Origin of the sequence: Enterococcus sp. AZ177 (assembly GCF_050544585.1) — a bacterium.
GTDB lineage: Bacteria > Bacillota > Bacilli > Lactobacillales > Enterococcaceae > Enterococcus_L > Enterococcus_L plantarum.
The window spans coordinates 1228822-1253991 of the sequence record NZ_CP172944.1 but is presented as its reverse complement, the minus strand read 5'-3'; the positions used below and the strand labels follow the sequence as shown (position 1 = coordinate 1253991).

Below are 25170 nucleotides of genomic sequence, written 5' to 3'. Positions count from 1 at the left end.
TATGAAAAAAGGAGAACCCTATGGCACTGAAAATATCTGATTCAGAATTAGAAATACTACGAATAATTTGGGCGCATGACGGGCGCATGATGTTTTCTGAAATTGTTGATGCATTGCATGCTAAAGAATTTGAATGGAAAAATAATACTATTTTGACATTTCTAGCCCGTTTAACTGAAAAAAAGGTGTTACAGATTCAAAAAAAAGGTAGAAGAAATGAATATATTGTCTTGTTGACAGAAAAGGACTATGTCGAAAATGAAACAAAAGAATTTGTTGGAAAAGTGTATGAGGGTGAAGTTAAAGGCTTGATCGCTACGTTGGTTGAAAATGACTTAATTTCAAATCAAGAAATAGAAGATTTAAAAGACTATTGGGAAAAAAATAAAGAATGATTGCTGAAAAACTATTGAACTTACTTATTTCCCTCAGTATTTCAGGTTCAATTCTATTTGGCGCTTGGCTTATAGTTCACGCATTTTTGCAAAAAAAAATGTCAAGACGTTCTCACTATTATTTATTATTGATTGTTCTTTTGCGCTTTATTCTTCCTTTTTCTGCCGACCAGAGTTTTGTGGGTAGGTTCTTTTCGTCATTCGAAACCACTCCTTTTTATGAAACGCTCTATGGGTCTGCCATTCAAAGAAAACCTTCTGTTTTCATTGGAGAAAATGTTATTTTTAAGGACAATATCATTTTGGGAAGTAAAGAACAACCTTTCGCACCGTATATCTTATATTTTTGGCTGGCGATTTCTTTTTGTCTGCTGATACATAAAATCACTAAATACCAAAGCTTTGCGAAGTACATCAAATCGGATTGGCAACCCGTAGATAATCCAGATATTCTAGATATCCTAAGTGAAATTTGTGAAGAGAAAAAAATTACTTCTCCTATCGATCTGTTTACGACACCATTAGTCTCTTCTCCTTTACTGTTGGGTGTTACAAAAAATTATATTGTGTTGCCTCATGAAAAGTTGAGCAAAGAACAGCTTTACAATATCTTATCCCATGAAATAACGCATTATTCAAGTAAAGACATCTATTACAAATGGTTCATGCAATTCATTATATGTATTCATTGGTTTAATCCAGTCGTTTATTTTATTGGAAAAGTTATGAATCAAGAATGTGAGTACGCTTGTGATGAGGGGACTACACGTCATTTTACAAAAGAAGAATTTTATCAGTACGGCGCTACACTGATTGAAATGGCAAAACATCCTGGAAGGTACAATGAGAAAGTAGGTCCGGTCACACTTTATGAAAATACTAACGAAATCAAAAAACGTTTAGACTCAATGCTAATTGCTCAAAAAAGAAAAAAAAACCGTCAATCAATTACGTTTTTGACATTTGCTGGACTGATTGGTTTTGCCTTTAGCTTAGGTGCCTATACAACAAGGTCGACACCTGTCGAGGATACATTAGAAGAACAAACTACAGAAACTAGTTCCACTGAAACAGATACAACAAATAGCAAACCTTTGGGTCGGCATTTTTCGTAATAACATTTTTTATCCAACGTAATCTATACAAAAAAATCCGCTCTGAATGTTCAGTTAGCGGATTTTTTGTTCTTATTTTTTCGGTTCATCCTCGTCCATTTTCAAAACTGCCATGAAGGCTTCTTGTGGTACTTCAACAGAACCAACTTGTTTCATTCGTTTTTTACCATCTTTTTGTTTCTCTAACAACTTACGTTTACGTGAAATATCCCCACCATAACACTTAGCCAAAACGTTTTTACGCAGTGCTTTGATGGTTGAACGGGCAGTGATTTTTTGACCAATGGCTGCCTGAACTGGTACTTCAAATTGTTGTCTAGGGATTAGCTTTTTCAATTTCTCAACAATGACTTTCCCACGTTCGAAAGCGAAATCTTTATGCACAATAAAACTTAGCGCATCAACTTTTTCTGAATTTAATAAGATATCCATCTTAGATAAATTACTCTTACGGTAGCCAATCATTTCATAGTCTAATGAAGCGTATCCTTTTGTTCCTGATTTCAAACGGTCGAAGAAATCATAAACGATTTCTGATAAAGGCATATCATAAATAACATTCACTCGGTATTCATCCAAGTAATCCATCGTCACAAATTCTCCACGTTTTCGCTGAGAGATTTCCATTACAGCACCAACATATTCATTTGGTACCATAATCGTTGCTTTGACATATGGTTCTTCTACAAAATCTACTGTACTTTGATCTGGAAATTCAGCTGGATTATCCACAACGATTTTTGTACCGTCTGTTTTAGTGACATGATAGATTACGGATGGCGCTGTTGTAATCAAATCAAGATTGAATTCTCGTTCTAAACGTTCTTGGATAACATCCATATGCAGCAAGCCTAAGAATCCACAGCGATAACCGAAGCCTAAAGCTTGAGAAGATTCTGCTTCAAATTGCAAAGCAGCATCATTTAATTGTAGTTTCTCCAAAGCTTCACGTAATTCTACATAACGTGAATTGTCGATTGGATACAATCCACAATAGACCATCGGATTCATTTTACGATACCCTGCTAATGGTTCTTTTGCAGGATTATCCGCTAAAGTTACAGTGTCCCCTACTTGCGTATCTTGAACCGTTTTGATTGCTGCTGTAATGTAACCAACATCGCCCACCATTAAAAAGTCACGACTGATTGGTTTCGGTGAAAAAATACCCACATCGGTCACTTCGAAGGTTTTATTATTATTCATCATCATGATTTTATCGCCAGGTTTTACTACCCCGTCCATAATGCGAACATTTAAAATAACACCACGATAACTATCATAAACTGAATCAAAGATCAGTGCTTTTAATGGTGCTTCGAGATCCCCTGTTGGCGCCGGAACAAGATCTACGATTTGTTCTAAAATATCTTCGATTCCAATACCTGCTTTGGCACTAGCCAAAACAGCTTCACTCGCATCGATTCCGATCACATCTTCGATTTCGGTACGAACTCTTTCTGGATCTGCCGCTGGTAAATCGATTTTATTGATAACTGGAATAATTTCCAAGTCATTATCCAAAGCCAAATAAACATTCGCCAATGTCTGTGCTTCGATTCCTTGCGCCGCATCCACAACTAAAATAGCCCCTTCACAGGCTGCTAAGCTTCTTGATACTTCATACGTAAAATCGACATGTCCAGGCGTATCGATCAAGTGGAAGATATAGTCTTCTCCGTCTTTTGCCGTATAGGTCAATTCAACTGCATTTAGTTTGATTGTAATACCACGTTCACGCTCTAAATCCATCGCATCTAGCAATTGATCTTGCATTTCGCGATCTGACACAGTTTCCGTCTTTTGTAAGATTCGATCAGCAAGCGTTGATTTCCCATGGTCAATGTGAGCAATAATGGAAAAGTTACGAATTTTTTCTTGTCTTTGCTTCATTTCATTTATATTCATTCATAGTCCTCATTTCTTTTATGAAAAGCTGAATGAGCTTGTGATTTTGTTCAATCAAATCGTACTGGCTCATCGCTCAGATCATTTTCAATCAGCACTTTTCATTATAACAAGATTTCCATCAGAATTAAAGAACTTTCCCGCGTTTCCCTATTATGCTTATAAATCGATTGATAGCTTATAAAAGACTTCGTGATTTGCTCTATCATCTTGAAGCCTTTATTTCACAAAAAAATCTTTCTTTATCTTTTTTTAGTGATTAATACTCTATTTATTCCCCTTTTTTTGATATACTGGGAATAGAAAAACAATTGGAGATGGAAAAATGGACCAAAAAGAGTTCAGAGAACATTTAGAATTAAAAGCGGTAGATGAGAAATATGTGGATCAGTTTAATGAATTGTTAAGCTATGTCTTTCAATTTACGGAAGCTGATTTAGAAGAAAGTGGCTATGAAAGTAAAAAAGAATTAATAAAATCAAAACAGCCAATTTTAGAGCAATCAAAAGTATTCGGCTGGTTTCATGAGGATCAATTGATTTCACAAATTGCCATTTACCCCTGTGAAGTAAACATTCATGGGAAACTTTTCAAAATGGGCGGTATAACGGGTGTCGGTACTTATCCTGAATATGCGAACCATGGCTTGATGCAGGATCTGATTCATCTTGCTCTTAAAAATATGCGGGAAGATCAACAATGGATTTCTTATCTTTATCCATACAGTATTCCTTACTATCGCAGAAAAGGCTGGGAAATCATGTCAGATAAATTATCTTTCAAGATTCGTGATACCCAATTGCCTAAACAAGTCAATGTTCCTGGAATGATCGAACGCGTGAGTGTTGATCATGAGGATGTCTTTACTGTGTATGCAAAATTTGCTCGTCAAAATCATGGCGCCTTAATCCGTAGTGAGTTTAACTGGGAAGAATACTGGCGATTTGAAAATGAAGACGAACGTACAGCTGCAATTTATTACGGGGCAAATCAAGAACCTTTAGGTGTGTTATTTTACTGGGTAGCTGAAGATGTGTTTCATATCAAGGAAATGTTTTACATCAACCAAGAAGCGCGAAATGCTTTGTGGAATTTCATTTCGGCTCATTTCTCAATGATTGATTGGGCTGAAGGCGATATTTATAAAAACGAGCCCCTAGCCTTTTTGTTAGACGACAGCCAAATCAAAGAAACAATTGAGCCTTATTATATGGCTAGAATCGTGGATGTAAAAGAAATGTTGCTAGCATATCCCTATTCCAGTACCGCAAAACCGTTTCATTTTGTCGTTAGCGATCCAGTTGCTGAATGGAATAATGGGGTGTTTAGTTTATTATGGGATGAAGAAGATCAAGTATCTGTAACAGATGAACCTCTGGGGCAGCCTGTACACATTGATATTCAAACGTTAACTTGTTTATTGATGAATTACCGTCGACCAACTTATCTCCATCGAATCGAACGGTTAACTACGGATAAAGAAACATTGCATTCATTAGAGCGAATTTTGCCTGATCAAGAAGCTTATTTTAGCGATTATTTTTGATCCTATTAAAAAAATGCTCAACAAAGGATGATTTTATGAAGGACTATCTTGTTATTCCAACTTTGCTAGCCAATACTACTAGCATGACATTATCATTTGCAGAAATAGAGGCAAAAATGATAGACAAGCACGGATTGCCTGAACTAGCTAAAACGTATAGCGCATGGTGGACAAAAAAAGAGCATTCGTTTTCAAGTGCATGGGCTGCTTATGGCTATCGTGTGGATAAGGTTGATTTAGTAAATCAACTTGTCTGTTTCTCAAAAAAATAAAAGGATACACTAACTTAGAGGTGAAAAAATGAATATATATTTTGCAGGACCAATGTTTGCCAAAGCAGACCTTCTTTATAATGAATATTTAGTAAAAAAAATTCGTGAATTAGATGATTCAATCGAGGTTTATTTACCACAAGAAAATGAAGGGATCAATGATAAGACAGCCTATGCTGACAGTAAGATGATAGCTCTAGCTGATACTGAAAAAGTACTTGAAAGTGATTTACTTGTTGCTATTTTAGACGGAATTACAATCGATGCTGGGGTGGCTTCTGAAATTGGTGTGGCCTACGCTAAAAATATTCCAATGATCGGTCTTTATACCGATACACGCCAACAAGGTGCCAATAATCAAAAGAAATTAGCAGCCTTAGGCGATATTGCTGAAAATCAATTCCATTATCTAAACCTATATACAATTGGTTTGGTAAAATTAAATGGAGCCGTCGTCAGTGATGAGCAATCATTTTTGGATTCAATCAAACAAACGTTAAACAAATAAACACATCGGAGGCTTTTCTATGAAGTTAGAATTTGAGGATAAACAAGAAAAAAATGCATTTTATTTGTTACTTGTGTTCGGTATTATCACATTGATCGTCAATATCGTGAAGACATTTGTCGTTCAACCAACAGAACAATATATGCTGTTGACATTTGAAATGATTGCAGGGATTGCTGTGATTTTTGTCCCTTTTATTTTCACAAAATTTACAGGTTTGGTTTTCCCTAAAATGGTCCGCCTGTATTATTGGTTTTTTATCTGGATCGCCGTTTTTCTTGGCACCGGTTTGCGCTTGATCATTATCGTGCCCTTTTGGGATAAAATTCTTCATGCCGTTAGTCCTATTTTGTTAGTGGCTGTGGGGTATGCGATCATTGGGTATTGTTTACGTGAGTCAGATTTTTCAAAAATCAGTCCTTGGCTATTCATTATCATGGGGTTTGCATTCGCTGGATTATGCGGCGTTTTCTGGGAGTTCTGGGAATTCCTATGTGATTCGCTGGGAAATATGAACTTACAACGTTACATGACAGAAGCTGGACAGCCATATATCGGTCGCGAAGCCTTGATGGATACCATGGATGACTTACTTACCAATACGATTGGTGCTTTGATTTTAACGGTTTATAGTTTTACTCAACGACATAAACCAGACTATTTTAAAGCTTATGCATTTAGAAAAGTAACTAAATAAAAATAAGCTCAGAACTAAACGACTTTTTCGTTTTATTCTGAGCTTTTCTTGCTATTATTCTACTTCTAACTCAACTGAAATATTCCCTCTTGTTGCTTTTGAATAAGGACATACTTCATGGGCAGCCTTCACTAACGCTTCAGCCGTTTCACGATCGACATCATCGATTTTCACTGACAGAACCACGCCAACTTGGAATCCAGATTCTTCATCACTGAATAAAGAAACGGTAGCTTTTACTGTGCTTTTTGATGTGATTTTTTGATTAGCCATTACAAGTTCTAATGCACTGTTGAAACAAGAGCTATACGCTGCTGCAAATAATTGTTCTGGATTCGTTTTATTTTCTTGATGAGGTCCAGGCGAAGTTACTTGATAACTGAATGATTTATCTGGTGAAAAGACTTCCCCTTCTCTTCCGCCAGTATTGATGATTGTTGTTGAATAGATTTTTTTCATGATTCATTCCTCCAATTCTTATTATCATAGCTCTATCGTACAATTAAATTGTACACAATATTTATACAGATGTACATTAGTTTGCTTCAACTGTAGTGATTTTTTTAATAAAAAGACTGCAAAAAGTGTACGCTTAATCGCTCATTGCTTCTTGAAATCTTGATAATCTATCTGTTATTGGTCGATACTGCCAATTTGCTTGCTTAAAGAGTTGACTTGTTCGATCAAAGCAAAATACTCTTTTTCATTAAAATCCAGCTGAGTCAGGCATCCCTCTACTTGATCATAAATTGCAGTCTCTAACTGAATTGCTTTTTCAGAAAGTGAAATGATCACAATGCGTTCATCTTCAGGTAATCTATTTCGATTAATGTACCCATTTTTTTCCATTCTTTTCAACATCGGTGTCAATGTTCCTGTATCCAGCGCAAGTTTTTCTCCAATGTCTGAAATCCGCTGATCTGAATATTCCCATAAAACTAGTAACACCAAGTATTGAGGATAGGTTAACTGAAATGGTTTTAATGCTTTCGCATACATCCTATTAAATTGCTTTGAAGCCGTTTGTAATGAAAAACACAATTGCTCTTCTAGTCGTCTGTTTTTTTTAGCCACTGGATCCCTCTTTTAATTGCTTAATATAATAGTTAGATTCTACACAATATCGTTTTTAAAATCAATATTTTATACTTACGCGAAAAAATGAGACAGCCGCTTAAACAGGCTATCTCATTTTTGATTTTATTCTTCTATCGGTTCATTTTTGAAAACTAATTGTTCACCTAACAAGCTGATTGTTACTTTGGTTTTAGGTAAGACTTTGCCCGACACAATCTCTTTTGCCAATGGTGTTTCGACTTCTTTTGTAATAAAACGTTTCAATGGACGTGCACCATAAGCTGGGTCATAGCCACTTTCTGCGATCCATGTTTTAGCTTCATCAGAAATGACTAATTCGATCTCTTGATGTTCTAAACGTCTTGCCAATTGAGCAGTCATTTTTCCGATAATGCCTTTGACATTTTCTAAGCTTAGCGGTGTAAACAGGATTGTGTCATCAATTCTATTTAGGAATTCTGGTTTAAAATTGCCGCGTAAAATGGTCATTACTTGTTCTTCCACTTCTTCTGGAATCGTTCCTTCTGAGGTCACACCTTCAAGCAAAAGTTGAGAACCGATATTACTTGTCATGATCAAGACCGTATTTTTGAAATCAACTACTCGTCCTTTCGAGTCAGTCAAACGACCGTCATCTAAGACTTGTAGTAAAATATTGAACACATCTGGATGTGCTTTTTCGATTTCATCTAATAAGACGATCGTATATGGATTGCGGCGAACAGCTTCCGTTAATTGACCACCTTCTTCATAGCCGATATAGCCTGGAGGTGCTCCAACTAAACGAGACACACTATGTTTCTCCATATACTCACTCATATCGATTCGGACCATGTGGTCTTCTGAATCGAATAGGTCTTCTGCTAATGCTTTAGCAAGTTCAGTCTTCCCAACACCTGTTGGCCCTAAGAATAAGAATGAACCTAACGGACGATTTGGGTCTTGCAAACCAGCGCGTGAACGTATTACTGCATCACTTACAGCATCTACGGCTTCATCTTGACCAATGACACGTTTATGAAGTGTTTCATTCAATTTCATTAGTTTTTCACGTTCACCTTCAACTAGTTTTGTTACAGGAATCCCTGTTAAACGACCCACAACTTGTGCAATTTCATTTTCAGTCACGGCTTCTTGAACCATCCGGACATTGTCTTTAGCATTTTTTTCTTCAAGTTGTTTTAGCTCTTCTTCTAATTTAGGAATCGTACCATGACGTAAAACAGCTGCTCGTTCTAAGTCATAATTGTTTTCAGCATCTTCTAATTCATGTTTTGCCTTGTCGATTTCACCACGTTTATTGCTGACAGCATTCACTTCTTCTTTTTCTGTTTCCCATTGCATCTTCATGGCATTCGCTTCTTCACGAAGATCTGCCAGTTCTTCTTGCAATGCATTTAGACGTTTTTTACTAGCATCATCGGATTCTTTTTTCAAGGCAGCTTCTTCGATCTCTAATTGCATCAATCGACGTGTTACTTGGTCAAGCTCGGTCGGCATTGAATTCATTTCAACTCGAATCGTTGCGCTCGCTTCATCGACCAAATCGATAGCTTTATCTGGCAAGAAACGATCCGTGATGTAGCGGTCAGATAACGTTGCTGCAGCAACTAAAGCATTGTCATGGATGTTCACGCTATGATGAATTTCAAATCGTTCTTTTAAGCCACGTAAAATACTGATTGTATCTTCAACAGTTGGTTCTTTAACTAAAACTTTTTGGAAACGACGTTCTAAGGCTTTGTCTTTTTCCATATATTGGCGATATTCATCTAGTGTTGTTGCTCCAATCAAATGCAATTCACCTCGGGCCAACATAGGTTTTAATAGATTGCCAGCGTCCATACTACCTTCTGTTTTACCGGCACCAACAATATTGTGAATTTCATCAATGAAAAGAATGATACGTCCTTCACTTTTTTTCACTTCTTTTAAAACTGCTTTCAAGCGTTCTTCAAATTCACCGCGGAATTTAGCACCAGCAATCAATGCACCCATATCTAATGAAAAGATAGTTTTGTCTTTTAAATTTTCAGGTACATCTTTGCGAACGATTCGTTGGGCTAACCCTTCGATAATTGCTGTTTTCCCAACGCCTGGTTCACCAATCAGCACAGGATTATTTTTTGTCTTCCGCGAAAGAATACGAATCACATCTCGAATCTCTTCATCACGGCCGATTATGGGATCTTGATTGCCGCTTTTCACTTGTTGTACTAAATCTACCCCATATTTTTCTAAAGCTTTGTATTGTTCTTCTTGATTTTGAGAAGTCACACGATCTCCCCCTCTCATGTCTTCTATATTTTTACGTAATTTTTTTTCTGTGATTCCCTGACTTGTTAAATAGCTTGTTAAACGGTAGTTTTTCAATTTCATCAACGCTAAAATCACGATTTCAGTTGCTAAAAATTCATCTTGGAATGACTCTCTAAGTTTATCTGCTTCACCTAATAAATTAAACAAATTTTGGCTCATACTTTGACCATATTGAATGTTGCTACCCTGAATAATTGGGTATTCATCGATTGCTTTATCGATTTCTCGTTCAAAAGCGTCTACATCAACGCCTGCATCTGTATAAAAATTACGCCCAAAATGATTAGGTTGCAAAAAAATCTTCCATAGGTGCGCAATATCTATTTCCTGATGATGACGAGTAACGGCTACTTGTTGCGCCTCTGCAATTGCCTCTTGTAATGTCGTTGTCATTTTTTCGATGTTCATAGAATTACCTCCTAAATTTAAAAGCGGAACAAATCGATTTATCCTGTAGAAAATCAGGAAATTAACATTGAAACGTTCTTTATTTCATTGGTAATTTGTCTATTTTCATAAGGATTGATTTGTGCAGCTAGATAATTGTTAAAGCGGAGCGGGCTCGTACAGCTCTGACAGAAAAATAGGAAAATCTGACTGAGGTGCTTTTTGCCTCATTTAGATTTTATCTTTTTTCCGAAGAGCTAGCCCGCGTAGCTAGATAATGTAAAGCGAAGCGGGCTCGTACAGCTCTGACAGAAAAATAGGAAAATCTGACTGAGGTGCTTGTTGCCTCATTTAGATTTTATCTTTTTTCCGAAGAGCTAGCCCGCGTAGCTAGATAATGTAAAGCGAAGCGGGCTCGTACAGCTCTGACAGAAAAATAGGAAAATCTGACTGAGGTGCTTGTTGCCTCATTTAGATTTTATCTTTTTTCCGAAGAACTAGCCTGCGTAGCTAGATAATGTTAAAGCGGAGCGGGCTCGTACAGCTCTGACAGAAAAATAGGAAAATCTGACTGAGGTGCTTGTTGCCTCATTTAGATTTTATCTTTTTTCCGAAGAGCTAGCCTGCGTAGCTAAATAATTGTTAAAGCTGAATAAGCTCTTTAATTTCTACTATATAAATAGTACTTTTAACTTATAAAAAAGCATAAGGTCTGATTAATTTTGACCTTATATCGTTATTATACTCATTTAGTCAGTAAAGGTCAAACAAAAAACACTCTTTTTTATTTTCCTTCTCTTTATGATAACGCAACGTTTTATTTTAGCAAAAGATATGCGGCTAATCAGAAAAAAGATTGAGATCCAAAATCAATTGGACTCAATCTTTTACTCAATCTTATAGTAATTCCCCAAATCGTTTGACATAGAATTTTTTTACGATCATGACTAGGAATAAATAGGACACTATTGTTAAACCTAACCAAGCAAAGTAATTTAACGGCAGCTCAGCTAATCCTAAACTTTGTCCAAAACTTGTAAACGGTAAAATCGTTCCAACCGCAATTCCTAAAGACGTAATAGTCGTTAAAATAAACGACGCTCTGCTTTGGATAAACGGAATTTTAGGTGTTCGCAATGTATGAATCACCAACGTTTGTGACCAAAGAGATTCTATAAACCAACCAGCGTGAAAAATCGCAATAAAAGTCGCTTGTTGTGCTGGATCTAAATCATGGTAGTTTCCTCCAACTAGTTGAGGACAAATGACAAAATACATTAACAAATAAGTCGTAATGTCAAAAACTGAACTTGTAGGGCCCAACCATTTCATAAATGAACCAATCTTTGAAGCGTTCCATTTTTTAGGTTGCTCTAGGTACTCATCGTCTACATGATCCCAAGGAATTGACATACATGAAATATCATAAATCAAATTTAAAAAGAGTAGTTGTAACGGTAACATAGGTAGAAACGGTAAAAAGATACTTGCTACTACAACTGAAAACATATTACCAAAATTAGAACTCGCCGTCATTTTGACATACTTCATGATATTACCAAAAGTCGTTCTTCCTGCTAATAGCCCTCGTTCCAAGACCATCAAGTCTTTTTCAAGTAAAATAACATCTGCCGATTCCTTTGCAATATCAACCGCCGTATCGACAGAAATACCAACATCAGCTTCTTTCATTGCTGGGGCATCATTGATCCCATCTCCCATAAAACCAACGGTATGGCCAGCTTCTCTTAATATTTGAACGATCCGCGTTTTTTGTTGAGGTGTCAATTTCACAAAAATATTATACTTTTCAGCAATCGTTTTTAGTTCAAAATCATTCATTTTAGTAATTTCATTCCCTGTAATCAGTTCTTCATTTGCTAGTCCAACTTGTTTACAAACTGATTTCGTCACCAGAGCATTATCACCAGTCAATACTTTGACCCCAACCCCATGTTTTTTCAACGCTTCCAATGCAGCTTTTGTTGTTTCTTTTGGCGGATCAAGGAATGCAAGATACCCAATTAAAACCATTTCATTTTCATCTGAGACAGAAAACTCATCAATGGTCGCTGGGTTTGTTTTTTGAGAAACAGCTAACACACGTAGCCCGTCTTCATTCAATTCTTCAACGGTTTTCAAAATTTCTTTTTTAAGTGATTCTGTTAAAGGCGTCACGGTTCCTTGATAGTCTACAAAACTTGAAATTTCTAACATTTCTTCGACGGCACCTTTTGTAATCATTTGCGTTTTGCCAGATGTATCTTCGATCACAACACTCATACGACGTCGTTTAAAATCAAAAGGAATTTCATCTACTTTTTTGTATTTAGAAGAATCGATCGATAATTCTTCTTTTGCGGCGTCAATAATTGCGACATCCATTAAATTTTTCAAGCCTGTTTGATAATAACTATTAAAGAATGCATGGCGCAACACTCGGCTATCTTCCTTGCCATCACAATCTAAATGATACTCTAAAATAATCTTATCTTGAGTCAATGTACCTGTCTTATCTGTACATAAAACGTCAATTGCACCAAAATTTTGAATCGCGTTTAGATTTTTGATAATTGTGCCTTTTTTAGCCATACTTGAAGCGCCTTTAACAAGATTCGTCGTCACGATCATCGGCAGCATTTCAGGTGTTAGCCCCACCGCTACAGACAACCCGAAAAGAAACGCTTCAAACCAATCACCTTTTGTTAATCCGTTAATTAAAAATACTGCTGGCGCCATGACTAACATAAATCGAATCAACAACCATGAAGTTTTGCTGATGCCGACTTCAAAATTTGTTTGAGGGTTTTTGTCTGAAACATCTTGTGCTACTTTTCCAAAAAGAGTGTTATCTCCTACTGAAACAACAATTCCTTCTGCACTACCGCTAATAACATTACTGCCCATAAAAACAATATTTTCATATTCTGTTTCCACGCTGTTTCCTTTTAACTTGTAATCTGCTCTTTTTTCAACTGGATAACTTTCGCCCGTCATTGCAGATTGAGACACAAATAAGTCTTTTGTTTTGGTTAAACGGATATCAGCTGGAATCATATCACCTGCAGATAATTTTATGATATCGCCACAGACGATTTCTTCTATTGGAAGTTCTACTTCTTTTTTTCTACGGACAACGGTTGCCGTAATCTTTACCATGTTATTCAATTTTTCTGCTGCTTGATTTGATTTAACCGATTGAATCAATGTCATTGTACCGCTGATCAACACCATCGCCATGATGATAAGTACACCTATAAGATCACGATCTGCTGGTGGTGCAATAACATAATCTGTTATAAAGGAAATAATAGCAAGTGCGATCAAAACAATTGTAAATGGCGTAAAATAAGCTTTGATTATTTCAACGAATAGCGGTGTTTTTTTGCCGTGAGTAATTGTATTTTCACCAAATTCCTCTCTTGATAAAACCGCTTGTTGGTTTGATAGTCCTATTTTGGAAGAGTTGAAAAAGGTAATGATATTTTCGGCTGAGTTCCGTGCAAAATATTCATATGACTGATTATTTTTTTCAGTTAATGCTGTTCTTTTATCCATGTATTTCTCCTTCTTTCTAAAACTCTGATTAATGAAATGTAGGATAGTCTAATACAAACGATCATCCTTTACAATCTCATTGTGTTCTCTCTATTTTAGGAATCGGACTGATAGATAAAAGAAAATCTGTTAGCGGAGGAAATTGCTTTTTTGCCCTAGAAACAAATAGACAATAATAATTATAATTTCTTCAACAGATTTCTTTATCCATGAGCCCTTAATCATCTGACTACTGTCATCCATTTGTTTCCATCTCCTTTAGCGTGATATGTTTGATAATACCGAAATTCCGAGTGTTCTTTTTTGTGCAAAGATTTTTCTTAAATTTTTTTAAGATCACATCCCCATCTGAGTATGCGCTACTTATACGTTGGTAACCAAAATGATCATAAAAGCCCCAAGCTTGTTTACGACCAGTTAAAAATACAGATTGAAAGTTCATCAGCTCTGCTATTTTTTCTGCAAATTCAAGTAATTGTTTTCCTATCCCAAATCCTTGGTACAACTCATCAATCGCAACTTGCTTGATCTGAGCCATCGTGCGGCTTCTTTTTGAAAGAAGTAACGTCCCTACAACTTCCCCGTCAATCATAGCAGCTATATGGAGGTCGTATTTTTCATGAATAGGCAATTCTTTGATCCATTCCTTTCCAGCACTGGTTTTAAGTAGCTTGTTTCTTAAAAAAATACCTCTCCAATATTCTTCACTATTCCAATTAATTACGTTGACCTTCACTGTTTTACCATTTTGATTCCTCCATTCTTTTAATTGCTCATTTGATTGATTTCTATGATTTCTGATAGTTGAGACAATTCTGAAATAATCGTATTGACTGCTAATACGCCATTTCTTGTCGCTTCGATTTCTAAGAATAGTCTTACTTTTTGTCCTGCTAAATCGGTACAAGAGAATTTAGTAAAGGTTAAACAATATTTATCGAGTAACTGAATAATTTCAGTTCTAAGCATGACTTCACTTGTATTACTAGCAATAACCGAAAGATAGTGAATCGACTCTACTTGTTCGTCTTCTTTTTGGACAGCCAAGTTGTCCATTTTAAACGATAGATTCCTCAGCAAAATATTAACGAGCATCAAAGCAACTGCGCAACTTATTCCTTCGATCACAAACCCCGCTCCGATCAAACTTCCAACAGCAGCTGAACACCATAAGGTCGCGGCAGTATTGATACCTGTTACGCTAAAGCCTTCTCGCAAAATTACGCCTCCAGCAAGGAATCCGATACCACTGACTACTTGAGCGGCTATTCTTGTAGGACTGCTATCATCCTGAATCAAAGTGGATAAAGAAACGAATTGACATGCACCAAATGTTACCAAGGTCATTGTTCTCATTCCAGCTAGTTTTTTTCGCCATTGCCGTTCTGCTCCAATAATCATTCCTGCAAAAATGCTGGACATAATGTTGATTAAAAATTCATAAGCTTGCTCCTTTCTTAGATTTGTTGTTAGTGTTTGGTATGCTCGAAATGACATGATGTGATTCAGTATTTTGGTTACTTCTCTCTCTTCGTTCGCCAAGTACTGTTCATCATCTACTCTGTCTTTCCTTTTTATACTTTGGCTTTTAAGTCCAGAGATGGGGGATCGATATGCCATGATTCAGTATTTCGGTTACTTCTCTCTTCGTTCGCCAAGTACTGTTCATCATCTACTCTGTCTTTTCTTTTTATACTTTGGTTTTTAGGACCAGAGATGGGGGATCGATATGCCATGATTCAGTATTTCGGTTACTTCTCTCTCTTCGTTCGCCAAGTACTGTTCATCATCTACTCTGTCCTTTGGCCAATCGTAGTGATTCACAGCAAAAAACCTTCCGCCAAAACTCAGCGGAAGGTCATAAATAAGCGCACAAAAAAAAGCCTGTATGATCTAGTCGTTGAGTTTTGGCACTATACAACGTAAAAAGCAGAGCTTTTAGCTACCTTATGAAAAGCCTTGTAATCGACAATCCCTGTTCTACCCATTGGCATCTCTCGATGTTTTTGGGCAGTAGCCTGTGTTTGTATAGGAGCCTCACCTAACAAATCTATTTAGTTATCTTACAGGTGAAACTATACCATCGTTATAAAACAAATGTCAATGCTTTTTTTGAAAAAATAATTATTTACTCTATAAAAAACAAAAATGACGAGCCTGGGACATAACTAAAAACGTTATGTTTCAGGCTCTTAGTAACCGAATAAACGGTGGGCGCAGAAGCAACTCCTTCGGAAATAAGCCGAAATTGCTGTAAAACACAACAAGGAACAAGTTGATGTTGTACAGTACCTACTTGGTCACAAAAATTTGAAGAGCAATTTTCGTAAATTCCTTCTTATTTCTCGGAGTTAAACACTTCTGTACCAACCTCAAACATTATCGACTTCAAAATGATTAAATTTTTTCAACTTTTATTACTGAATTCCCAACAACTTGTGGTGGAATCGACATAGTCATTGCTGGTAAACCGACTAATGTAAATTGGATTTTATCACCAGTCTTTAAACTACTTTCTGTGAGTCCATCTGCTAATTGTTCCGTTGTGACATTCAAAATAACACCATCATTTTTCATCATACCAATCATTTTTTCTGGATCTTCCACTGCTTCGACTTCTTTTAGAACCAAACGAGTCGATTGATCTACTGTATCATTTTTTTTAGCATCTTCAACTAAAATAGCTGTAAAAATGGATTGAGATTTTTCTTGATCTTTCATAGTTGAGGTTTCATCGATCATTTGGTCTTTCTCACTACTCATTGACGTTTTTTCACTTACTTTTGACGAGTCGGTTTTATTTTGTGTGCATGCGGCTAAAGAAATCAATGCAATAACCGTTACAAATGTTATAGTAATTTTTTTCATAGACACGCCTCCATTGTTGATACTTTATTATAAACGCTAGACTCTTGCATAGTCCATTACGAGCATTTAGTATTAAGAAAAATTAAAAAAGCAACTGAAGTATCACACACTTCAGTCACCTATACTCAACCTATACAGCAGTCGGAAAAGTCAGCTCTATCCATTTCTTCGATCATTACCAGACATTGTAATTTCTTGAGCCAAGTAACGGATTCGTTCCATGATACGACGAGCTTTTAAGGGTTCTTGTTCTCCACGCTGGGTCACGGATAAATGTTTCTCTAGCTCTTTTAAATCAAGGTTCGATGAAAAGAACGTTACCAATTGTTCTTGCATACGATATTGTAAAATAACGCTTAATACATCATCTCGAATCCAAGAAGTCATTGATTCTGCCCCTAGATCATCAATCATCAAAACAGGTGATTTCTTGACAGCGTCCAACTTAGGTCCAACCATATCTTTACCAATTGCCTGTTTCATTTCAACTGTAAAGGTCGGAAAATGGACAATGGTTGTTACAAAACCACGCTCAGCTAAACTATTCGCAATTGCACCTAATAAGAACGATTTCCCTACACCGAAAGTACCTTGAAGATACAAGCCTTTATGGAATTCTTTTGGATTTGTTGTATACTCGTTTAAAAATTTCATAGTTTCAGCCATTGCTTGAGCACGACCTTGAGATGCCGTATCAAATCTATTCAAACTAGCTTCTCGGACATCTTTAGGCATATCCATTGCTCGGACGCGTTTGCGAATTTCATCTTCTTTTTGCTTCGCGATCAACGCTTCTGTAGGTACATAAGTCACATCGATGTAATGGAAATTCAAGGTTAGTTGAGGCTCATATCCAGGAGCAATCATCGTTGGGTCATTTAATTGATATTTACGTTTTTCTTGAACAAACTCATAAAGTTTCGAATAGCTTTTTCGAATATCATCGTCCGTCAATCGTTCACGATTTTCTTTGATGAACTGCTGTACATCAGTATCTTTAAGGACAACTTCAACCAGTTCATTATATCGTTCACTCATATCTCTGTTTTGAATGATTTTTGACATTTCTTTCCCTACATCTTCCATTAATTGCCGCCTCCTTTACTCAAGAAATCTTGAATTTCTTTGTCTAGTCGTGCTTGTTCTTCTTTAGATAGTTTCTGCTCTTCAACCGGATTATCTACCCAATCTGGTAATGTTTCTTGACGAATCGGTCGATTATTTTGTCCATATCTCTGCCTAGTTTGTTTTTGTTCTTTGCCTTTTTTAGCTAACTCGCGTACATGATCGATGGCTTTCTCTGGTGAAAAAATACCGCTTTGAGCCCATTCATTAGCAATTCGATTCACATAATCAGCTTTCAACGTAGGTTGCTTTTGAATATTATAAACATAATTGATTAATACATTGATTACACTGTTCGGTAGTCCTGATTTACTTACTAAATATTTAACCAGTGAACGTTCTTGCGGGGTTGTATACCCACCACGTTCATTTTTTAGTGCTTCTAAATAATTTAACGGAAAATTCTTCTCACTATCCATGATCATCTGAATGTCTTGTGTAGAGAATCCGTTCATTTTCAATGAGTTATACCGATATGTCTGCTGATCTTCTGCAGACAACTCAACCGAATCATTTCGTTGAAATTCACTTGGTCTTTGCTTTTTATCAGGATCATAGGTTCTATAGACTACTCGCTCAAAGTCCTTTACATCGATCTTACTTGTATAATAATCAAATGATTTAGAACAAAAATCGATCATGTCTAATTCTGTAATGCCAAATAAGTTATGGAAAACAAATACTTCTTCTTTGAATCCTACACTATTATCTGGCAACTTGATTCCAAGTTTTTCTATCCCTTGCACAAAATATGCCCAATCAAAGCTTTCATTGACTGCACTTGGCTTTTGTGCTGGTCTTGGATCGTTAAAAGATCGTTTCATTTGGCTTAATAGCTTACTTTGAGAAATGATTTGTTCTTCTTTGAATTGATACACCTCTTTAAAGCTTGCTGAAACTTCTGCAAAACCAGTCAAATTAATAAATTTTGGTTTAAAGCGGTCAAATAATTTGTCCAATTTTCTTTGTCCTACGATGTTTAGAAGGGTTAACGATAATACTTCATCTTTAAAAAAACGTTCAGCTGTTTCAGGATGATTCAACCTGTATAAAAAATGTGCGCCAAGTTCAGAATCGTCTTTGACAAACGTTCCTAGTAACCCGATTCCTTCTAATTTCTTTCTAGCTGTTTGAATTTGTTTGATACTCATGTCCATCATCGTAATCAAATCAGCATGAAAAAGTGACTCACTGACACCAGACTCTTCCACTTCGGATAGGAGTGTCAAGTATAAACTAAAAGCTTCGGCACCAATAATTGGTTGATATAAAAGTGTCAATACTGCTTGTTCTTGATTGGATAACGGATACGATAGTGCTACTTGAAAAATACTTTTAGGATGGACTTCTTTCCAATTCTCTTTCAAGGAAAGACCTCCTTAATCATTGGTTGTGTCTGGATTTGAAGATTTTGCTTTGTCTACGATTCCTTGTAATTCTTTTAAGAACACACTCATATCTTTGAATTGACGGTAGACACTGGCAAAGCGAATATAGGCGATTTCATCTAAGTTCACTAAATCTTCCATTACATATTCGCCAACTAGAGTAGTTGAAATCTCATTTTCGCCTAAGCTACGTACTCTATTTTCGACATTGTCAACGATTTGCTCCATTTGTTCCATAGCAACTGGGCGTTTCTCAGCTGATCGGATCAAACCACGTAAAATCTTCTCTCTGTTAAATTCTTCTCGGTCACCATTTTTCTTGATGACTAACAATGGCGCTGCTTCAATTCGTTCAAATGTTGTAAAACGGTAATTGCAATTTTCACATTCTCTTCGACGACGGATTGCACGTCCATCGTCTGCTTGTCGACTATCAATTACGCGAGAATTATTATGATGACATCTTGGACAACGCATAGTGTTCACCTCATTTTATCTAATAATATCTATGTTTAACGTTTCGTTTTAATATACTTCCTATATTATAACATGAAATGCTTGAGAAACCAGCCATTAACGTTTACTTCTTAACCATTTTTTTCTTATTGTTGCGTTCTAATTTTAGAACGATTTTCTGCTTTTAAAAAAAATATAGGTGTAGTACAAAAGTAAAAATCACTTTTGTATCACACCCTAAATACGAATAAACGGTGGGAGTAGAAGCAAACCCTTCGGAAATAAGCTTCTGTCCCAGCCTCATTGTCATCTTATAGTTCTATTTTGTCTCGCGTTCCCCATCCTGTATTCCTATGGGTGATGTACCCCCAAATTCGAACAGGCGATAATACGAAGATTGCCCATAACACAGTAAAAGGAAACGCAAAGAACACAATCCATTTGTCCCTTTTTGCTAAATCGTTCCTTGGAATTGAAAGATATGCCAAGGAATAAACCGCACTAAAAGCTAAAGGAGCAATTAAAATTAATGGAAAATCGCTCATTACGAAAAATACCCAATAAATCAATTGATATTTAATAACATTCATCGCTGCAAACATCGCCCAGCCAAATGACTGTCTAAAAAAGACAAAACTACTAACAGGAAACAGAGCTAAACGCCAAAAACCTCGAATAAAACTTCCTCTGCTCCAACGGAGATGTTGTCTAACATGATGGCTCAGTTTATTTGGTAAATCAGTGTATGAAACGGCTGTCATTTGAGCAACAGTTCGCCCCAACAGCATCGCTGATAAAGTCAAGAAACTATCATCTGAAAATTCTACTCTAACACGACCAAATGTTTCATTTTTATATCCTAATTTTTTCGCTAAATTTAAAACCTCTGCTCTATAAAATGCAATTGGCCCACTATTAACGGCTACGCTGCCGAACATAGAATTCATTGAGCGTTCTATCAGCACCATGTGTCCAATCACCAATAAATCTGTGATCACAGTCAAAAGATTATCCGTAACATTTCTAGTCACGATCACACCCGCAACAGAGTATACACGTTCATCTTCAAACGGAATGATTCCTTGTTCTATCGCATGTTCATCAAAAACAGTATCACTATCGATCGTTAAAATAATCTCATTGTGAAAATCGGAAATTTCTAAATGGTTATACGCATTTAACTGAGCTGCTCGCTTTCCACTATTTTTTTGTTTAATAAACTGAAAAGAAACACCTTTTTCAGCAAAAATTTTCCGATATTCTTCTGCAACCTCTGAATAATCAACAAGTGAACTGCCATCATCAACAGCTACTAATTCAGTTGGCAGGAGACTTTGATTTAGGATAGATTCAAACGAGTTTTTAATGTTTTCGATTGGTTCATTATACATAGGCATTAATATATATATTTTTCGATGACTAACTTTTTCATATGCATATGGCGTATATAGAGTACTTAAAATAAGCGTAGCTAATGCAATCCCTCCACTCATTGTAAAAAAAGGCGCAACCCCACTCAACGAATGACGATAGCCACTCGGCAATCTAAATTGAAACCATACAACTCCTAAAGAAAGAATCGAAGTAAGCGTAAATAGTAACAAAAGACCATTTTTATTATATAGTGTATGCTTGATCTTCTGGCTTCGAGTATTTGCCCAAAAGCCTATTTTATAGCGTCTAACTTGCGGTTTGATTCCTAATTCACGTAATAATTTTCTCTGTTGGGGTTTAAACCTAAAATGAATAATGAGTTCTAGTATAAAAACAATCAACATGACCAATAACGGAAGCTTTCCTGATAGAATAAAACTTTCAATTGACGGGTGAAAAAAATGAAGCAACTCATATACTGCAATATATGATATGGAGATAATAGGAATTAAATACAAAAAAATTATGCCTAAGAATTCTAATAAAAAGAAAAATCCTTTTCTCATCAAAACATCCTTTCAAAAAACAATTGTACAATGGTTCTAATATGTTTCGTCTAATAACGATAACTCCTTATTAACTTTATCTCTTTGAATTCAAGGTCTAACCCTTTAGGCAAATCTAATTCTACATTGCCCAACTCAATGCTTCGTTTTTCACCACTTATCAACACTTTTCTATTGAGATCACGCTTGAGTACACTTACCATCAATATTGTCTGCTTTCGCTCTTTTTTTAAGGTATCATCATAGCGAAAAACCTGCTCTTCACGGACTTTTGTTAATTTATTTAATGTCAGTTGCTTTTGAGATTGAGGAAATTTAATATCTTTTTTAATATTGATCTCAGTCAATTCTTTATTTGAAATAGCCGCTATTAACTCTTCCCATGTATAAATGTCAGCGTATTTCTTTTCCTTAACGACCACAAAATCTTCTTGCTCATTTGACGTATCATTTAAAAACAGATCATCTGATTTATTTTTACCATAAATTAGGAAAATTATCGCAAGTAGAAGTAACAATGGTAATAGCACTATTTTTAATAGTTGCGTTGAGCGATTCTTTTCAACGTGTTGTTTTTCTTTACGTCTGATTTTTCTTGAACTATCATTCATTATTTTTCTTACCTCCTACTTGAACAATCCATGATCAATGGAGTCATTAAACTGTTGTTAAATCATAAAATAATTGGCTCTTATCTATAATAATATTTTTCTTGTCTTCATAGATATCGTGATCGACAGCATAAATTACTAGATCATATTGTGTCAGTTGTTGATAATCCGGTTCTAATGTGACAATTGTTTCATCGGTCGACACACTATACGGATGCATCACATCATCATAAGCAACAACGGTTATATTTTTCTCTTTTAATTTTTTTATCAAGGAAATAACCGAAGACATTCGAATATCTGCAACATTTTTCTTGTATGTTACACCAATAACAGCAACAATCATCTCTGTAAATTCTTTTTTGCTCTTAGACGCAAGATGGTTAATTTTCTCTAAATAATAATCAAGCATTGAATCATTGATTTTTCCAGCTGTATCAATTAGTGGTGTTTCAACTCCCCGATCTGCCATCAGCCAAGTCAGATAATAAGGGTCTACAGGAATACAATGCCCACCGATACCTAAATTAGGCGTAAATTTCATAAATCCAAAAGGTTTAGTTGCTGCTGCTTCCAACACTTCTCCTACTTTGATATCTAAGTTATCCGAAATTTTTTGAAGTTCATCTGCTAAAGCGATATTCACTAATCGAAATGTATTTTCATATAGTTTAGCGAGTTCAGCTGTTTTTAAGTTGGGAACGGATGACACATGGCTTCCAAAAAACTCTTTCACTTCAGCTAAGCACTTATCTGTATGGCCCGCAACGATTCTTGGGATCTTTGCACTAAGGGATTGGGTATTTCCTGGATCAATTCTTTCTGGGGAATAGGCGATGAAAAGATCGACTCCGATTTGGTAATCGAGGTTTGAAAACTCTGCAACGAGGTAGTCTTCTGTCGTTCCAGGATACGTTGTACTTTCTAAAATAATCAATGACCCTTTTTTTACTTTATTTTTAATCAAATCAACTGCCGATTTGATATAACTTAAATCTGGAATTTTATTTTTATCAATTGGTGTTGGCACGTCAATAATGTAAACATCTTTCGCGACGATCTGTTGCGCATCATACGTAAAAATCGTTCCTTTTTCTTGTAGCATTTGAACCGTTTCGTTTGATACTGTATCAAGAGGACTTATTCCCTTATTCAGCATGTCCACTTTTCGTTTATCAACATCAAATCCAATTACTTTATGTCTTTTTTTTACATGATTGATGACACTTGGTAATCCAACATACCCTAACCCAATAACTACTACTTCTTTTTTCATTTCACTTTCCACAATCCTTTTCTGCAATCTTTTCACTCACAAAAGATAACACACACTCAGCACAATTGTCTATGCTACTACCAACAAAAATGTTATTTTATTATATGTATAAAAATGTCCGTTTTACAGTTCAACAATAGGGTTAAAAGAAAATAACGCGTAATAAACATTGTTTATTACGCGTTATTTTCATCTTGTTTTTCATTATTTTTAAAATAACATAAAAAAACAAAAAATAAATTACATTATTTTATCCAAAAATATTTTTCGTCACCCATTTTTGTACGTTATTTTTTGTCTCTAGAATACTGTTTTGATTATCGAATATGATATTTGCTTTTTGTTTTTTTTCCTCTATAGGTAATTGACTATCGATTCGTAGTTGCGCTTGCTCTTCGGATAAATTATCACGTTTCATCAAACGAACTAGCTGAATTTCTTCTGGTACATACACCACAGCTACTTTATCGACAAACACATCATAACCGCCTTCATACAATAACGGGATATCCACAATAACTAATGGTGCTTGATCTTTTTTGTCATTAATCTCAGTTAAAATTGCTTCTTTCAAAAATGGTGAGAGTACTTCATTAAGCTTTTTTCTTTTTTTTTCATCAGAAAAAATAATCTCACCTAATTTTTTTCGATTTAATGCCCCTTCTCTATTCAAGATTTCTGAACCAAAAACAGCCACTACTTTTTTTAGTGCTGGCTTCCCAACTTCAACGATTTCCCGCGCAATGATATCGGCATCGACAATCGGAAAATTCAGACTCCTAAATACAGATACAACCGTACTTTTCCCCGTTGCAATACCACCTGTCAGTCCTAACACCATGCCCATTGGTTAATTCCTCACTTTCAATGTTTGACACTTTGGACAAAAATGTGTACCCCGTTGCGCCACTTTGATTTTTTTTATAGATGTTGTACATCTTGGACAAGGTTTCTCTGTTTGACCGTAAACGTTTAGTGAAATTTGAAATGTTCCAGCTTCTCCTAAGGCATTTAAATAAGTCCGAATCGTTGTTCCACCTGCTTCAACTGCACGGCCTAGAACATCAATAATTGCATAATATAATTGTTCGACTTCTTTTGGCTTTAGTGTGTTTGCGAGTTGTTCGGGATGAATTTTTGCTTCCCATAACGCTTCATCCACATAGATATTGCCTAATCCTGTTACCAAACGCTGATCCAACAGTAACGGTTTAATTGCTTTATGATGTTTTTTTAACCCTGTTCGAAATTCTGACAAACTAAATTCAGATGGAATCGGTTCAGGTCCCAATGCTAAAATCCCTTTGTAATTTTGCCCTTGATCCTTTGGTAATAGGACCATACGACCAAATTTCCGAACATCCAGATAGCGTAATTCACTCCCATCGGTAAAAGTGAAAATCACATGTGTATGCTTGTTCCGCTCTTCTTCTGGTTTATGTGTTTCATATTTCCCTTCCATTCGTAGATGAGAAATCAGATCGTAGTTTGTTAACTTAAAAATCAAGAATTTACCGCGACGTTCCATTTTTTCTATTTTTTGACCCATCAACTGGTTCGCAAAAACTTCTGATTCTGGTGACTCGATGATTCTTGGCCATAAAATCGTCACTTCATCGATCGTCTTTCCAACAACTAATTTTTCTAACCCTTTTCTGACTGTTTCAACTTCAGGTAATTCAGGCAATTTCCTTCTCTCCTTAGAAGAAAAAGACCGAAACGAA

Annotated in this window: 22 protein-coding genes, 1 pseudogene and 1 riboswitch; of the genes and pseudogenes, 6 read left to right on the top strand and 17 right to left on the bottom strand. The window is 35.9% G+C overall.

The window, feature by feature from the left end; all coding sequences use genetic code 11:
- Positions 1-20: 20 nt before the first annotated feature.
- On the top strand, positions 21-395 hold the full coding sequence (locus tag IGJ34_RS06105; RefSeq protein WP_069654526.1) for a BlaI/MecI/CopY family transcriptional regulator: 375 nt from the start codon (positions 21-23) through the stop codon (positions 393-395).
- Positions 392-1510 (top strand): M56 family metallopeptidase, encoded by a 1119-nt coding sequence (locus tag IGJ34_RS06100; RefSeq protein ID WP_430598379.1) that lies wholly within the window; start codon positions 392-394, stop codon positions 1508-1510. The genes IGJ34_RS06105 and IGJ34_RS06100 overlap by 4 nt, the downstream gene beginning before the upstream one ends.
- A gap of 72 nt (positions 1511-1582) precedes the next feature.
- On the opposite strand, the gene lepA is transcribed toward IGJ34_RS06100, so the two are convergent.
- Positions 1583-3418, bottom strand: a complete 1836-nt coding sequence (gene lepA, locus IGJ34_RS06095) for a translation elongation factor 4 (protein WP_069654528.1) — start codon at positions 3416-3418, stop codon at positions 1583-1585.
- A gap of 325 nt (positions 3419-3743) precedes the next feature.
- On the opposite strand from lepA, the gene IGJ34_RS06090 reads away from it, so the two are divergent.
- From IGJ34_RS06090 to IGJ34_RS06075, 4 genes are read left to right on the top strand one after another with little or no spacing between them, the layout of a single operon-like run.
- A complete protein-coding gene (locus tag IGJ34_RS06090; RefSeq protein ID WP_069654529.1) occupies positions 3744-4964 on the top strand; it encodes a GNAT family N-acetyltransferase in 1221 nt (406 codons plus the stop codon).
- Positions 4965-4999: 35 nt separating this feature from the next.
- On the top strand, positions 5000-5236 hold the full coding sequence (locus tag IGJ34_RS06085; protein ID WP_206848796.1) for a DUF7662 domain-containing protein: 237 nt from the start codon (positions 5000-5002) through the stop codon (positions 5234-5236).
- 28 nt (positions 5237-5264) lie between these two features.
- Positions 5265-5744: a nucleoside 2-deoxyribosyltransferase gene (locus IGJ34_RS06080; protein WP_111247408.1), complete on the top strand. Its 480-nt coding sequence runs from the start codon at positions 5265-5267 to the stop codon at positions 5742-5744.
- Between the two features lie 19 nt (positions 5745-5763).
- Positions 5764-6441: a hypothetical protein gene (locus tag IGJ34_RS06075; RefSeq protein WP_430598378.1), complete on the top strand. Its 678-nt coding sequence runs from the start codon at positions 5764-5766 to the stop codon at positions 6439-6441.
- A gap of 54 nt (positions 6442-6495) precedes the next feature.
- On the opposite strand, the gene IGJ34_RS06070 is transcribed toward IGJ34_RS06075, so the two are convergent.
- The 16 genes and pseudogenes from IGJ34_RS06070 to mutM all read right to left on the bottom strand — a co-directional run bounded on the left by IGJ34_RS06070 (position 6496) and on the right by mutM (position 25133).
- Positions 6496-6900: an organic hydroperoxide resistance protein gene (locus IGJ34_RS06070; RefSeq protein WP_069654533.1), complete on the bottom strand. Its 405-nt coding sequence runs from the start codon at positions 6898-6900 to the stop codon at positions 6496-6498.
- A 174-nt stretch (positions 6901-7074) separates the two neighbouring features.
- Positions 7075-7515 (bottom strand): MarR family winged helix-turn-helix transcriptional regulator, encoded by a 441-nt coding sequence (locus IGJ34_RS06065; protein WP_111247407.1) that lies wholly within the window; start codon positions 7513-7515, stop codon positions 7075-7077.
- 126 nt (positions 7516-7641) lie between these two features.
- Positions 7642-10245 carry an ATP-dependent chaperone ClpB gene (clpB, locus tag IGJ34_RS06060; RefSeq protein ID WP_430598377.1) on the bottom strand — a complete coding sequence of 868 codons (2604 nt, stop codon included), beginning with the start codon at positions 10243-10245 and terminating at the stop codon, positions 7642-7644.
- 876 nt (positions 10246-11121) lie between these two features.
- Positions 11122-13782 carry a magnesium-translocating P-type ATPase gene (mgtA, locus tag IGJ34_RS06055; RefSeq protein WP_430598376.1) on the bottom strand — a complete coding sequence of 887 codons (2661 nt, stop codon included), beginning with the start codon at positions 13780-13782 and terminating at the stop codon, positions 11122-11124.
- Between the two features lie 235 nt (positions 13783-14017).
- Positions 14018-14518: a GNAT family N-acetyltransferase gene (locus IGJ34_RS06050; RefSeq protein WP_430598375.1), complete on the bottom strand. Its 501-nt coding sequence runs from the start codon at positions 14516-14518 to the stop codon at positions 14018-14020.
- A gap of 29 nt (positions 14519-14547) precedes the next feature.
- Complete coding sequence (locus IGJ34_RS06045) at positions 14548-15402, bottom strand: MgtC/SapB family protein (protein WP_430598374.1); 855 nt, start codon at positions 15400-15402, stop codon at positions 14548-14550.
- Between the two features lie 265 nt (positions 15403-15667).
- Positions 15668-15838: riboswitch (M-box (ykoK) riboswitch) on the bottom strand.
- 128 nt (positions 15839-15966) lie between these two features.
- Positions 15967-16158 (bottom strand): annotated as a pseudogene (locus IGJ34_RS06040) (hypothetical protein).
- A gap of 21 nt (positions 16159-16179) precedes the next feature.
- Positions 16180-16650 carry a hypothetical protein gene (locus IGJ34_RS06035; RefSeq protein WP_430598373.1) on the bottom strand — a complete coding sequence of 157 codons (471 nt, stop codon included), beginning with the start codon at positions 16648-16650 and terminating at the stop codon, positions 16180-16182.
- A 156-nt stretch (positions 16651-16806) separates the two neighbouring features.
- Positions 16807-17736 carry a primosomal protein DnaI gene (gene dnaI / locus IGJ34_RS06030; RefSeq protein ID WP_111247323.1) on the bottom strand — a complete coding sequence of 310 codons (930 nt, stop codon included), beginning with the start codon at positions 17734-17736 and terminating at the stop codon, positions 16807-16809.
- A complete protein-coding gene (locus IGJ34_RS06025) occupies positions 17736-19142 on the bottom strand; it encodes a replication initiation and membrane attachment family protein (RefSeq protein ID WP_430598372.1) in 1407 nt (468 codons plus the stop codon). The genes dnaI and IGJ34_RS06025 overlap by 1 nt, the downstream gene beginning before the upstream one ends.
- A gap of 12 nt (positions 19143-19154) precedes the next feature.
- Positions 19155-19640 (bottom strand): transcriptional regulator NrdR, encoded by a 486-nt coding sequence (gene nrdR / locus IGJ34_RS06020; protein ID WP_069654539.1) that lies wholly within the window; start codon positions 19638-19640, stop codon positions 19155-19157.
- 290 nt (positions 19641-19930) lie between these two features.
- Positions 19931-21559: a glycosyltransferase gene (locus IGJ34_RS06015; protein ID WP_430598371.1), complete on the bottom strand. Its 1629-nt coding sequence runs from the start codon at positions 21557-21559 to the stop codon at positions 19931-19933.
- 50 nt (positions 21560-21609) lie between these two features.
- Positions 21610-22170 (bottom strand): pectate lyase-like adhesive domain-containing protein, encoded by a 561-nt coding sequence (locus IGJ34_RS06010; protein ID WP_069654541.1) that lies wholly within the window; start codon positions 22168-22170, stop codon positions 21610-21612.
- A 46-nt stretch (positions 22171-22216) separates the two neighbouring features.
- The gene (locus IGJ34_RS06005) at positions 22217-23446 is read right to left on the bottom strand and encodes a nucleotide sugar dehydrogenase (RefSeq protein WP_069654542.1); all 1230 of its coding nucleotides are present in this window, start codon (positions 23444-23446) and stop codon (positions 22217-22219) included.
- A gap of 250 nt (positions 23447-23696) precedes the next feature.
- Positions 23697-24293, bottom strand: coding sequence for a dephospho-CoA kinase (gene coaE / locus IGJ34_RS06000; protein ID WP_111247320.1), 597 nt, complete (start codon positions 24291-24293; stop codon positions 23697-23699).
- Positions 24294-24296: 3 nt separating this feature from the next.
- The gene (gene mutM, locus IGJ34_RS05995; protein ID WP_430598370.1) at positions 24297-25133 is read right to left on the bottom strand and encodes a DNA-formamidopyrimidine glycosylase; all 837 of its coding nucleotides are present in this window, start codon (positions 25131-25133) and stop codon (positions 24297-24299) included.
- Positions 25134-25170: the final 37 nt, after the last annotated feature.